Source organism: Clostridium sp. AF27-2AA, from assembly GCF_003478505.1.
Taxonomy (GTDB): domain Bacteria; phylum Bacillota; class Clostridia; order Lachnospirales; family Lachnospiraceae; genus Brotaphodocola.
Map to the genome: position 1 here is coordinate 22,200 of NZ_QUFI01000006.1, position 12,913 is coordinate 35,112.

13 protein-coding genes are annotated in these 12,913 nt (G+C 51.7%); 3 read left to right on the top strand and 10 right to left on the bottom strand.

Annotated features, from left to right (window positions below):
- The first annotated feature begins 164 nt into the window (after positions 1-164).
- Both DWY84_RS04940 and DWY84_RS04945 read left to right on the top strand, forming a co-directional pair.
- Entirely contained in the window at positions 165-515 is a 351-nt protein-coding gene (locus DWY84_RS04940) for a type II toxin-antitoxin system Phd/YefM family antitoxin (protein ID WP_178716384.1), read from the top strand.
- Positions 512-871 carry a type II toxin-antitoxin system RelE/ParE family toxin gene (locus DWY84_RS04945; protein WP_118531368.1) on the top strand — a complete coding sequence of 120 codons (360 nt, stop codon included), beginning with the start codon at positions 512-514 and terminating at the stop codon, positions 869-871. The genes DWY84_RS04940 and DWY84_RS04945 overlap by 4 nt, the downstream gene beginning before the upstream one ends.
- A 21-nt stretch (positions 872-892) precedes the next feature.
- Here DWY84_RS04945 and DWY84_RS04950 read toward each other — a convergent pair whose 3' ends face one another.
- On the bottom strand, positions 893-2,080 hold the full coding sequence (locus DWY84_RS04950) for an MBL fold metallo-hydrolase (protein WP_178716383.1): 1,188 nt from the start codon (positions 2,078-2,080) through the stop codon (positions 893-895).
- 83 nt (positions 2,081-2,163) lie between these two features.
- Between DWY84_RS04950 and DWY84_RS04955 the strand changes: the two genes are divergently transcribed.
- Positions 2,164-3,720 (top strand): BCCT family transporter, encoded by a 1,557-nt coding sequence (locus DWY84_RS04955; protein WP_118531371.1) that lies wholly within the window; start codon positions 2,164-2,166, stop codon positions 3,718-3,720.
- A 110-nt stretch (positions 3,721-3,830) separates the two neighbouring features.
- Here DWY84_RS04955 and DWY84_RS04960 read toward each other — a convergent pair whose 3' ends face one another.
- The 9 genes from DWY84_RS04960 to gmhB form a co-directional block, all read right to left on the bottom strand.
- The gene (locus DWY84_RS04960) at positions 3,831-4,769 is read right to left on the bottom strand and encodes a glycosyltransferase family 2 protein (RefSeq protein ID WP_118531373.1); all 939 of its coding nucleotides are present in this window, start codon (positions 4,767-4,769) and stop codon (positions 3,831-3,833) included.
- Positions 4,769-5,614: a LicD family protein gene (locus DWY84_RS04965; RefSeq protein ID WP_118531375.1), complete on the bottom strand. Its 846-nt coding sequence runs from the start codon at positions 5,612-5,614 to the stop codon at positions 4,769-4,771. The genes DWY84_RS04960 and DWY84_RS04965 overlap by 1 nt, the downstream gene beginning before the upstream one ends.
- Before the next feature lie 21 nt (positions 5,615-5,635).
- Positions 5,636-6,973 (bottom strand): lipopolysaccharide biosynthesis protein RfbH, encoded by a 1,338-nt coding sequence (rfbH, locus tag DWY84_RS04970; protein ID WP_118531377.1) that lies wholly within the window; start codon positions 6,971-6,973, stop codon positions 5,636-5,638.
- 82 nt (positions 6,974-7,055) lie between these two features.
- On the bottom strand, positions 7,056-8,114 hold the full coding sequence (gene rfbG, locus DWY84_RS04975) for a CDP-glucose 4,6-dehydratase (RefSeq protein WP_118531379.1): 1,059 nt from the start codon (positions 8,112-8,114) through the stop codon (positions 7,056-7,058).
- A gap of 3 nt (positions 8,115-8,117) precedes the next feature.
- Positions 8,118-8,894: a glucose-1-phosphate cytidylyltransferase gene (gene rfbF / locus DWY84_RS04980; RefSeq protein WP_118531524.1), complete on the bottom strand. Its 777-nt coding sequence runs from the start codon at positions 8,892-8,894 to the stop codon at positions 8,118-8,120.
- A 111-nt stretch (positions 8,895-9,005) separates the two neighbouring features.
- Positions 9,006-10,883 carry a hypothetical protein gene (locus DWY84_RS04985; RefSeq protein WP_243024762.1) on the bottom strand — a complete coding sequence of 626 codons (1,878 nt, stop codon included), beginning with the start codon at positions 10,881-10,883 and terminating at the stop codon, positions 9,006-9,008.
- A 35-nt stretch (positions 10,884-10,918) separates the two neighbouring features.
- A complete protein-coding gene (locus DWY84_RS04990) occupies positions 10,919-11,707 on the bottom strand; it encodes a glycosyltransferase family 2 protein (RefSeq protein WP_118531381.1) in 789 nt (262 codons plus the stop codon).
- 4 nt (positions 11,708-11,711) lie between these two features.
- The gene (locus DWY84_RS04995; RefSeq protein WP_118531383.1) at positions 11,712-12,365 is read right to left on the bottom strand and encodes an SIS domain-containing protein; all 654 of its coding nucleotides are present in this window, start codon (positions 12,363-12,365) and stop codon (positions 11,712-11,714) included.
- On the bottom strand, positions 12,331-12,912 hold the full coding sequence (gene gmhB / locus DWY84_RS05000) for a D-glycero-beta-D-manno-heptose 1,7-bisphosphate 7-phosphatase (RefSeq protein ID WP_118531385.1): 582 nt from the start codon (positions 12,910-12,912) through the stop codon (positions 12,331-12,333). The genes DWY84_RS04995 and gmhB overlap by 35 nt, the downstream gene beginning before the upstream one ends.
- Between the last annotated feature and the right edge of the window lies 1 nt (position 12,913).

Below are 12,913 nucleotides of genomic sequence, written 5' to 3' on the forward strand. Positions count from 1 at the left end.
ACAGAACCATTCCAAATCAGAAGAGGCTGTTCGCAGCCTCTTTTTTGTGTTATTATCTCAGTTCTAACAATACAATGCAAATATAAGTTAATATTTCAGTTAAAATCTTGCATATTATTTTAATGTATCATATAATACTTATACAGATGAAAGGAGGTTTTCCTATGAGTTTCGCATTTGCCAATATGACCGAAAAATTAATTCCCATTTCTGATTTCAGCCAGGGAAAAGCTGGCAAAATCTTTAATGATGTCGCACAGAATAACAGCGAATACATTGTTTTGAAAAACAATCAGCCTACTGCTGTCCTTATCTCTGTAAAAGAATATCAGGACACTCAGAAAAAGCTGGCCCGCCTTGAAAAATTTATGGAGGCCATTGAAAATATGCGTCTGCTGAAGCTTGCCCAGTCCAGATCTTTAGATGACACCACTTCGTTTGAATCCTTTATAACGGAAGAGGGATTTTCCATTGAAGAATTAGAACAGCTCGCAGAAAGCCTAGAAATCGAATGAAAAGATGGAATATAAAAATTACAAAAGAGGCGAAAAAAGATTTCCAACAGCTTGACAACAGCCTGAAAAAGCAGGTAGCCGCCGGTATCATCAAAGTGGCCCGGGCCCCGCTTCCCAGTCCACACGGCTATGGAAAACCTCTTGGCAACAAAAACGGGAAAAATCTAACCGGTTTTTTCAAAATTAAATACAAAGGAATCGGCATCCGCATCGTATATACCCTTGTACTCGCTGATGTCACTATGAATATCGTTGTAATCTCTGAGCGTGATGACAATTACTGCTATGACCTTGCGTTTAAGCTATACCAGAAATACGGAGATAGGCTTTTTGAAAATATTTTCTTTGATTTTTAATAGAAAAAACCAGGCGATCCCTTATCGGATCACCTGGTTTCCATCTTTCATGCAGTAATGCTTTTCTACATTTAGTTCTTTCATCCACGCCTTGGTCTCCGGCGTTGTATACTTCCCGTCTTCGTTATCCCACAGCCACTTTGGTGTCGGCCACAGACAGATGCTCGGGCTCACTGCCTCGTAAAATTCTTTCGTCACGGCATGCTGTCCGTGGTGTGCCATCTGCACAATGTCGGCTTTTAAATCTTCCTTCTCTACCGTTTCCAGCACATGGTTGCCGCCATCCACCTGCAGATCGCCGGTAAACAGAATGGTCACGCCATTGACCAGCATCCGGTATACCATGCTGGCGTCGTTTCCGTCCCGCTCGCCCACATGGTCGTCATCCGGCTCGTAGCGGTCGTTTAACACGGTGATACACACATCATCCACCAGGATCTCATCACCCTTTTTCACCGGGCATGCCTCTCCTTTCGGAAGTCCGGCCAGGGCGGTGAGGATGGCATCCGCGGTTCCCAGATCGCCAAGCTCATGCTTCTTGTACCAGTCCAGGGAAGCGAAATTATAGTAAATGTGATCGATGGTGATTCCGGTGTTTTCCCCGTCAACCTCACTTTGCAGGAGATTTAAGAGTGCTCCCACATGATCGGTGTGAGCGTGGGTCAGAAACCAGGCGGATACATGGCCGCCGCGCTGTTTGATCTGCTCTTTTAGGTAATCGGCATCGTCCCACCAGCCGCCGTCCACCACGATCAGACTGCCTTTCTTCGTCTCCAGAAGGAACGACATCATCTGGGCCTTCGTCTGTCCGGCCAGCATGGTTAGCTCCGCTCCGCCAAGGATCGGCTCCGTCCGGGTCGCGATTTCTTTTTCTGTCTTTCCCTGGGCCTCCAGCTCTTTTGCCTTCTCGCCCTCTGTCACCAGCTCCACATTTTCATAAGCTCCGGTGCTTCCGGTCTGCTCCGTTTTGTGGGCTGATCCTGAAGTATCTGCGCCTTTTTTGTGAGCTGCCCGCCTAACCGCAAACACGCAGCCAAAGGTAAGAAGCAGCACCAGCAATACGCCCAGGATCACAAACCACATATTCCTGTGACGCCGGTAACTGCGGTATCTTCTGGACGCGGCACGGTCGATGGACATCTCCATCTGCCATCCGATTTTCCGGCTGCCGCTTCTTCTAAATCTGTGTCTTCTGCCAAATCTTCTCATAAAATCCCCTTGCTTTTTCCGCATTGCGGTGCTATTATGTTCAATATAATTCAATTTTAAGTTTTTTTGAACAGGAGGCCGTTATGAAACATCAAACTGACCACGCTGCGAAACAGACATCTCTGTTCCAGCAGATAGACTGGTTTACCACACTGGTTCCCTTCTTATGCATCCTGGCGCTCTGTGCCTGGTTTGTCGTAAGTCCGGAAAGCTCCACAAACACCATCAGCGCCATCCGCAATTTCCTGGGTGATGAGATGGGAAGCTATTATCTCATTGTCGGTCTGGGCGTCTTTGTCTGCTCCCTCTATATCGCGTTTTCCCGATTCGGAAGGATCCGCCTGGGTGATACCGACAAGCCGCTGTACTCCGGCTTCCAGTGGGGCTCTATGATCTTCACTGCCGGCCTGGCTGCCGACATCCTGTTCTATTCCTGCTGTGAATGGATCCTGTACGCTTCGGACCCGCACACCGCCGAGATGGGACCGCTCCATGACTGGGCTGCCACCTTTCCGCTGTTCCACTGGGGACCGATCCCCTGGGGTTTTTATCTGGTGCTGTCCGCAGCCTTCGGCTTCATGCTCCATGTCCGCAAACGGACACGCCAGAAATATTCCGAAGCCTGCCGCCCGGTTCTTGGAAATAAAGTAGACGGTATTGCCGGAAAGCTTATTGACCTGATTGCGGTCTTTGCGCTCCTGGCAGGAACTGCCACCACGTTTTCCCTGGCAACACCGCTCCTGGCCGGTGCCATCAGCAGCGTAACCGGCATTCCGCAGAGCACCGGACTCACTCTGGTGATCCTGGTGATCGTCTGCGCGATCTATACCTTCAGTGTCTACTTCGGCATGAAGGGCGTGCAGCTTTCCGCTGCCACCTGTACCTGGCTGTTCTTTGGCCTGCTGGCCTATGTTTTCTTCTTCGGCGGCCAGACCCGCTTCATTATTGAAGAAGGCATAACCGCTCTGGGAAACCTGACCCAGAACTTTATCGGCCTTGCCACCTGGACTGACTCCCTCCGGACCTCATCCTTCCCACAGACCTGGACCATTTTCTACTGGGCCTACTGGATGGTATGGTGTGTGGCTGTACCGTTCTTTATCGGCTCCATCAGCAAGGGCCGCACCCTTCGCCAGGTCATTCTGGGCGGTTATGTGTTTGGCCTCTCCGGAACCTTCACTTCCTTTATTATTATGGGAAACTACGGTCTCGGCCTGCAGATGCACGGAAAGCTTGATGTGCTCTCCACATACACCGCAGACGGCAATCTGTATCATGCCATCCTGGATATCCTGGGGCAGCTTCCGCTCTCCAAGGCCGTGCTTGTCCTTCTAGTGCTGTGCATGATCACCTTCTACTCCACATCCTTTGACTCCATCACCATGGTAGCCTCCACTTACACCTACAAGGAGTTAAAAAGTGATGAGGAACCGCACCGGAACGTGAAGCTGTTCTGGGCCATTTTCCTGATCCTGCTGCCGCTGGCGCTGATCTTCTCGGAAAACTCCATGACCAACCTGCAGACCGTATCGATTATCGCGGCATTCCCGGTAGGGATCATCATGCTGATTATCATTACATCATTTTTCAAAGATGCTGATGCATATCTAAAGGAGCAGGATCAAAATACGAAATCCTGATTTCGACCAGAACAGAATTCTGCCTGGCACAATCATTCCAGGCATTCAGCCTGTCTTTCACAGAAATATATCCGCCGGATTTACACAATCCCGGCGGATTTTCTTTTCCTTTACACAGATTTCTTCTCCACATTCTGTGTTTCTTCCACGATATAAATTGGCCGGTCCTTCAGCTCGCTGAACAGAATCGCGATATACTCTCCGATAATGCCCACGATCAGAAACAAGATCGCGAACATAAAGCAGTTTAAGATCACGATGGTAGCGTAACCGCTGGGCGCGCCCTGGCGGGTGAACAGCGTGTAAACCATCACCGCCACTCCTAAAAGTCCCGCAAAAGCTCCGGCGTAGATGCCAAGCTTTAGTGGCAGATTCGAAAAACACATGATGGTATTCATGGAAAATGCCAGCAGCTTTCGGAGGCTGTACTTGCTCTCTCCTGCTATGCGGTCATGAGCCTCATAAGTAATGGTTGCCTTCTGAAACCCGATGCTCTGCACATAGCCCCGCAGAAACCGCACCTTCTCGCGGTAATTCTTCCGCAGCACCTCGGCTGCTTCCTTCGATACCGCGAAAAAGTCCGATGCGTTGGGCTCAAATTTCACATCGGACAGGGTATTGATGACCCAGTAAAATCCGGCGGAGGTGATGTTCTTGATCAGGCCTGCGGACTTATTCTTCGTCCGCACCATGCTGATGACCCCGCAACCCTCCTCAAATTTCCGCACAATCTCCGGCAGGCATTCCGGCGGATGCTGCAGGTCAGCATCCATGCAGACGATTCCATCTCCATCCGCATAGTCGATGCCCGCGATCATAGCCGCCTCATGGCCGAAGTTGCGGGAGAAGGATACCACCTTCACCTTCTCGTCCCGGGCCGCATACTCTTTCAGAATCGAGAGGCTGTCGTCCCGGCTGCCATCGTTGACAAACAAGAGCTCATAATCCCAGGGAAGAATCTCCAGGATCAGCTTGATCGTCTCATAAAACATAGGCAGTGCCTGTTCTTCATTGTATACCGATACCACTACCGATAATTTCTTTTCCATCATGCTTCCTCATCAAATACCTGAATGTCTATTGTGGAATGGGCCGGTACCCGCTCTGCCTCCGGAGGCAGCTTCATGTAATCGCCATATACCCAGGTCAGTACCTCATGGGCATGTTTTGAAGCCATCAGCGTCTCGCCCGCAAACTCGATGTCGGTAATCTCCTCACACCACTCCTTCTGAATGGTCACATACAGATAATCCGGCTGGTAGTTGCTGTAATAACGCAGACTGCTGCGGCCATGCTTATCCTTCAGCGCTGCCGCATGCTGCATTCTAAAGATCAGCTTCATCGGAATCAGCTTTCCGACTGCGGAACCACCGCCCACCGCCAGCTTGTGGAACAGGCTGTATTTGGAGAAATCCAGATGATACCGGTGTCCCATGGCCAGAAGATAGATGCTCTTGTGGAGCAGCCGGGTAAAGCCTGCTGCAGCCTTGTTCTCCGGAAGCTCGTCAATGATAAACAGATCCACCCACAGGTGATTCAGCTTGCCCTCGTAATACCGCACCTCCGGGGAATCCTCATGCCGACGGCTGTTCTTGTAGATAACCCGGGCTGTAAAGTCGAAGAAAGCCTTTCCTCCCTGGAACTCCTCCGGCATTAAAAGCTCCATCGTATCTGGAAGTTCCCGCTTTACTACCTTTAAGAATGCCTCGTAATTGTTTCTGGTAAAGGCGATATCCGCATCGTCATCCCACGGGATAAAGCCTTTGTGGCGGACAGCACCGAGAAGAGTGCCGCCGTCCAGCATATATTTGATCTTATATTTTCTGCAGATCCGGTCGATCTCTTTTAAGATTTTCAGATTGACCTCATGGACCTTCGTTAAATCATACTGCATATTCGGCCTCTTTTCCGGATGTTACTGGTTGATGGCTTCGCGGATTGTCGCTGCCATGTAATCGATCATCTCATCGCTCATGCCCGGGTAAACGCCTACCCAGAAGGTATCCTGCATAATACGGTCGGTATTGGTCAGCTCACCCACGATGCGGTAGCCGCGTTTTTCCGCGCGCATCTGGTCAAAGCACGGATGCTTGGTCAGATTTCCGGCAAACAGCATACGGGTCTGCACGCCCTTCTTCTCCACATACTGAACCACTGCGTTTCGGTCCACGCCCTCTTTACAGGTGATGAGGAAACCAAACCAGCTCGGTCTGGAGTTCTCACACGGCTCCGGCAGGATCAGCTTGTCGGTGGTATCCGCCAGCGCTGCTTTTAAGCGGTCAAAGTTGTGACGTCTGCGCTCCACAAAGCCCGGGAACTTATCAAGCTGCGCACATCCGATGGATGCCTGCAGATCGGTAGCCTTTAAGTTGTAACCAAAATGGGAATATACATACTTGTGATCGTAGCCCAGCGGCAGCTCACCGTACTGACGGTCAAAGCGGTGTCCGCACAGGTTGTCCCGGCCGGACGGGCAGACACAGTCGCGGCCCCAGTCACGGAAGGAACGGATGATCTTGTTGAGCAGCGGGTTGTCGGTGTAAACAGCGCCACCCTCGCCCATGGTCATGTGGTGCGGCGGGTAGAAGCTGGAGGTTCCGATGTCGCCCACGGTACCGGTAAACTTCTCTACACCGTCGATGATGTAACGGCTTCCCAGGGCATCACAGTTATCCTCGATCAGCCACAGGTTATGACGGTCACAGAACTCCTTCACGGCCTTTAAGTCAAACGGGTTACCCAGCGTATGCGCGATCATCACGGCTTTGGTCTTCTCTGAATAAGCCTCCTCCAGTCTGGTCACGTCAATGTTGTACTGCGGAATGGTCACATCCACAAATACCGGTACCGCGCCGTACTGGATGGCCGGAGTTACGGTAGTCGGGAACCCTGCTGCCACAGTGATAATCTCGTCACCCGGCTTTACCTGGCGCTCCTTTAAGAGCGGGGAAGTCAGGGTCATGAACGCCACCAGGTTTGCGGAGGAACCGGAGTTTACCAGGGCACAGTAACGCACACCCAGATACTCTGCCAGCTTTGCCTCAAACTCATCGGTGTAGCGTCCGGAGGTCAGCCAGAACTCCAGGGCGCTGTCCACCAGATTCACCATCTCGGTCTCATCGTAGACGCGGGACGCATAAGGAATGCGGTCGCCCGGTTCGTACTTTTTCTTATTATTAATATGATAGGTTTTGCAGTAATCCGCTACCAGGTCAAGAATTTCCTGGCGTACCTGCTCCTGTGTTTTTTCCATATTATTACTCTCTCCTATATACTCAGTTGGCAAATTCCAGATCCGGCCATCTTAGTGCTGCCCGGATTCCATCTGCCCTTTCTTAATACGCTTCAATCTGCTGGTCCATCACCTGCCGCATGTCCTCACCAGCCAGGTACGCCTTCGACCAGACAATGGTCTTTTCAATAGCATCCTGAATATGCCAGTGCGGCTTCCAGCCAAAGGTCTTCTTAAGCTTCGAGCAATCCAGCTTTAAGAAGTTTGCCTCATGAGGGCCTCCGTCATGCTGGTTCACCCAGAAAGCTCCATCACCCCAAAGGTCACAGAACAGGGTTACCAATTCGCCGGTGGTCACACAGTCGCACTCATCCGGTCCCACATTGTAATATCCCTGGTATGCCAGATCCTCATACTGCTTCTGGGCAATCTCCAGATAGGCAAACAGCGGCTCCAGCACATGCTGGAACGGACGGGTGGAGTACGGATTTCGCACCACGATCTCTTTTCCGGCCTCCATGGCCCGCACGCAGTCCGGAATGATCCGGTCATTCGCAAAGTCACCGCCGCCGATGACATTGCCCGCCCGAGCTGTGGAAATCGCACAGTGTCCGTCTGCAAAGAAGGACTTCTGATAGCTGTGGGTCACCAGCTCGGAACAGGATTTGCTGTTGGAATATGGATCATAGCCATCCAGCGGATCGCACTCCCGGTATCCATACTCCCACTCCCGGTTCTCATACACCTTGTCGGTGGTCACATTCAAAAAGGACTTCACGGAAGGCGTCCGGCGCACACACTCCAGCACATTCACCGTGCCCATCACATTGGTCTCATAGGTATAGACCGGATCCTTGTAGGAATCCCGCACAATAGGCTGTGCCGCCAGATGCAGCACGATCTCCGGCTGCACCCGGTCAAATACTTCCTTCAAATGATTCAGATCCCGGATATCTCCGATTTCGCTGTCCATCGTATCTGCCAGTCCGGCAATCGAAAACAGAGCCGGATCCGTCGGAGCCTCCACTGCATAACCGGTCACCTGTGCTCCCGCGAGAGTCAGGATCCGGCACAGCCAGGAGCCCTTAAAGCCTGTATGGCCGGTCACCAGGATGCGTTTTCCCTGATAAAATTCCCTGCATGTATTCAAATCATACTTCATCGCTTATTCCTTCCATATTTTCCACGGTGCGTTTCCAGACTGCCACAGCGTCTCTAAGAGCTGCATCTCCCGCTGGGTGTCCATGCACTGCCAGAAACCGTCATGGTAGAAAGACATCAGCTGTCCCTCCGCTGCCAGACGGGTCATCGGCTCCTGCTCAAACACGGTGGTGTCATCCTTTAAGTAAGAGAAAACTTCCGGGTTCAGCACCATAAAGCCGCCATTGATGATGGCTCCATCGGAGGCTGCCTTCTCACGGAAGGAGCGGATGGTGTTGTCCGGTCCGATATCCAGCACACCCTTCTGCTGATCGATGCTGACGGTGGTAATGGTAGCGGTCTTTCCATGAGACTTGTGGAAGTCCACCAGCCCCTTTAAGTCTACGTTGCACACGCCGTCGCCATAAGTCAGCATAAACGGCTCATCGCCAATGTAGGGCTGAATGCGTTTTACGCGGCCGCCGGTCATGGTATTTAAACCGGTATCCACCAACGTCACCTTCCACGGCTCCGCATAGTTGTTGTGAACCTCCATCTTGTTGTTGGCCAGGTCAAAGGTCACATCGGAGGTATGCAGGAAATAATCTGCAAAGAACTCCTTCACAACATACTGCTTATATCCAAGACAGATCACAAAATCATGGAATCCGAACTCGGAATAATATTTCATGATGTGCCACAGAATCGGGCGTCCGCCAATCTCGATCATTGGCTTCGGCTTTAAATGGCTCTCCTCGCTGATCCGGGTTCCCAGACCGCCTGCCAGAATTACAACCTTCATCTTCTTTCCTCCGTATGCTATCACGGCTGAAACCTCCACACGCCGTTTTCCGTCATGCGCGGTCTCAACCAGTTTCATTTATTCGCTGTCAGCCAGTACCATCTGCAGTCATTAATCCGCCGTCATCTTCAGCAGCACAGCCAGCCGTGTCACACCGCGTTTCTCCAGCGCGTTCGGCACATAAAAGTTACTCTCGAACCGCAGAGTCACCGGCTGATACGGATCCACCTGGATCGCGCATTCCGCGTTCTGCTCGGTAAAGTTAATATATTCCGTCGGCTCCCCGTCCACATACACGGTCAGCCACTGGTCATCCGTGAGATCCCGCGGATAGTTGAAGCTTAAGTGAATCTCTCCCGTGCTTCCGGCCATCACCTGAACGGATGCCCGCTCGTCTAACCAGCCATCATCGTAGAAACCGTAGATTGGGCGGCACTTAAACAGGGACGCCGCATGGGTGATATCCTGGAACCGGTTGTTCTCCGGATCCTCCTGGATCACCAGCATATCATCGGTAATGAGGCCGATGTCCCGCAGATCCCTGATATGAACCACTTTCACGCAGTCCTCACGGTTTAACCGGTCAAATACCCGGAAAAACTCGGCCTGGGTGAAATCATCCATCTCAAATTTGTCCCCTACAATGTAGATAGTTTTTCCGAAGATTCCAACACCGTACTGCCCGTAGGTTTCCTCTGCCAGCGCATTGTAGTGCTCCTGGTCTGCCCAGTAGTAGAGGTTTGGAAACAGGCCCCGGTAATAATGCTCCACCGGAAGCATGAACAGCACATAGAGCGTAAACAGACTCAGATACGGAAGTGCCTGAACCCAGCGGCCCCGCTTTGCCATCTGCTCGGTGAGGCTGCCGTACATCCAGGACAGGAATAACAGAGCTGCTGCCAGGGAAACGTATACCCAGCGCATCTCCACACGGATGGTCACGCTGGAGCAGACGATACAGGCTCCGATAAAGGCCACAAACAGAAATGTCTTCTGTAAGTACGGTACCATCTTCTTTCCTTTGTGAAGCACCCGGATTACAAAAGCCAGTACCAGCACCGCGATCATCAGGTCTGCCAGAGCAATGAGAATGGTCACCCCGAGCGGTGCCTCCCGGAAGTTCTGTCCGTTTAAATGCTCCGGCCCCGCGTTAATTCCGAAAATATAAGCAATCTGGCTCAACACAAAGTGCAGCACAGAGCTCACAGACATGGTATCCACCACATCTGTTCCGCCGGTTCCCGGCGGGGAAATGGTTCCGATAAAGATAAACCTGAGAAGCTGGATCAGGGCAAACCCAACAGTCGGAGCGGCCCAGAGCTTCCAGTTCTTTGACAGTTTAAAGAGCAGGGAAAAGTAAAACAGCGGAAGCAGCACCATATAACGCTCATGCACCAGGCAGACACAGAAATAAAGCACCGCTGCCAGGTAAAGCCTCCGGTTCGCGGATGTCTCATCCTCATCCCCCAGATACTCCAGCAGGAAATACAGAATCCCCAGCGCCATCCACATGGCCATGGTCTCCATCAGGCCCAGTGCCTGGCCGATCTGGTAGTAGGACATGCGGGACATCAGAAACATGACCGCGCATAAAATCCCCACATACGCAGAATGGCTGAACCGTTTTGCCATGCGGTACAGGTTGTACGCAAGACAGGAGTTCAGCACAATGTTAAAGGGCACGTACCAGTTCACATGGGTGCCGAAAAGTTTCATTTCTGTCCATGCCACCAGATTATACAGGGCACGAAAACGGGTTCCGCCGCTGGTAAAGACCGCCGTAAAGAACGGGTTATCGTTAAAACAGAACCACTGGTAGAGATCGTCCATGTAAAGACCCTTGATCTCCATATGGCGGTTGATCACAAACGCGAACGCAGTCAGCAGAATCAGGACCAGGGCCTCCGTCTTCCAGACATCTGCACGCTTTGTCCACTGATACTGCATGGCCTCCGCCTTCTGCTTTCCGCTAAATTCCATCTTTTCCATAATTTTACTCCAAATTTTTTGTTGCCGTCAGGCTGTTATGCTTTCTCGTAAGCTGAATAGGCTTTCCGGTAAAAATGCATCAGAACCTTCACCACCGGCTTCGGCCAAATTTTTCCGTACATGGCGGTCTCATCCGCCGTCCGCCGGTGATCCTCAATACAGGCTTTTGTGGTAGCTCCCTCATGAATCCGGTAACGGATCAGCGGCCGCTCCACACAGGTAAAACGCCCCGGACGGTCTGCCAGCTTCCACATGGTGTCCCAGTCCAGCGCAAATTTGTAGGGCGAGTCAAATAACGGCGCACCCAGTACTTCTTTATCATAAGTACAGGAAGGGCAGATGATCGGATTGCCAAACACCAGCGCTGCCTTTTTTACCACTGCCCGGTTCGCCAGTCCATGCAGACGAAGCGGCAGACGCAGCAGCATCTTGATAAACTGGATCATGCCCGGCTTCTGCAGGGTTTCCCCTTTCAAAATCGCGCAGTCCGTAGTAAATACCGTAGTATCCGGGTATCGCTCCCAGCACCGCTGTACCTCAGCCGCGTAATCCCGGTGGTAACAGTCATCCTGATGGGCAATGGTCACCAGACGGGTATCCGCCTTCTCATAAGCGAAATTCCAGTCATCCTGAATGTCGCTCTTTCCGTTCCGCACATACAGAGGGATGTCGTGGATCTTTGCCATAGCCTCCAGAAACGGACTGGGCGTGGAAGTACAGAGAATGATCTTTGACTTCACCGACTGCTTCTTCAGAGAATGGATGCAGACATCCAGATAGGGCGAATCCTTGTAGGCGCAAATCGCAAAGGTATGACTCATCATATTCTTACTCCTCGAAAAATGCTTCTTCCAGCATCAGGCACAGTATGTGATAAATCGGAAGATGCAGCTCCTGAATCTTAAAGGTCTCCGTCTCCGGAACGATAATCGCCACATCTGCCCGTTTTCCGAGCAGGCCGCCATCCTTTCCGGTCAGGCCAATAACGCTTAAGCCCTTCGCCTTTGCCACGGTCACTGCGTAATCCACATTTTTTGAGTTTCCGGAGGTTGATATCCCCAGGAACACATCCTCCTTATCCCCATATCCACAGACCTGCTGGGCGAAGATCATGTCTGCGTCCACATCGTTGGCAAAGGCCGTGGAAAGACCAGGATGTCCGTCCAGAGCAATGGCTCTTAAGCTGCCCTGAAGGCTGCGGGCCAGCTCTTCCCCATGGTTTGTATCTTCCATCGCAAGCCGGCGTTGTAACTCTTCACTTAGCGGACGGCGCTTCTTAAAGCCCTTCATCAGCTCCCCGACAATGTGCTCCGCGTCCGCGCAGCTTCCGCCGTTTCCAGCAACCAGAAGCTTTCCGCCTGTGCGGTAGCAGGTCTCCAGAACCTCATATGCCTTTAAAATATCCTCCCGGTTCTTCTCAAGAACCGGATAGCGTACAAACAGCTCCTCAAAGATTTCCTGCTGTTTCTCTGTTAATCTCATCATATGCCTCCAGTAAATCGTCTGCGTACAGGTCATAGGGGAAATCTCCCTTTTTCTTCTGTTCGTCATGGACTCCGGCACCGTAGCCGGTTCCCACTAACACCGTACGGACTCCGTAATTGCGCCCCGCCTCAATGTCGATCAGCTTATCACCGATCATCCAGGAAGAAGCCTTGTCCACCTCAAAATCCTGTTCCGCCATTTCAAACATCCCGGTTTCCGGCTTGCGGCAGTGACACGGAATCTTATACTTTCCAATGCCATGTTCCGGGTGATGCGGACAGTAGTAAAACGCGTCAATCCCCGCGCCCTGCCCAGCCAGAAGTTCATTCATGTAGCGGTGCAGTTCTTTGACATCTTCTTCTGTGTAATAGCCCCGGGCTACTCCGGCCTGGTTGGTGATCACCACCAGTTTGTAGCCCTGGTCCTTGAAAGCCTTTAAGGCTTCCGGCACTCCCGGAAGGAGCACCAGGTCTTCTTTCCGGTGCAGGTAGTTGACCTCTACATTCAGCGTACCGTCCCGGTCCAGAAATATTACTTTTTCCATA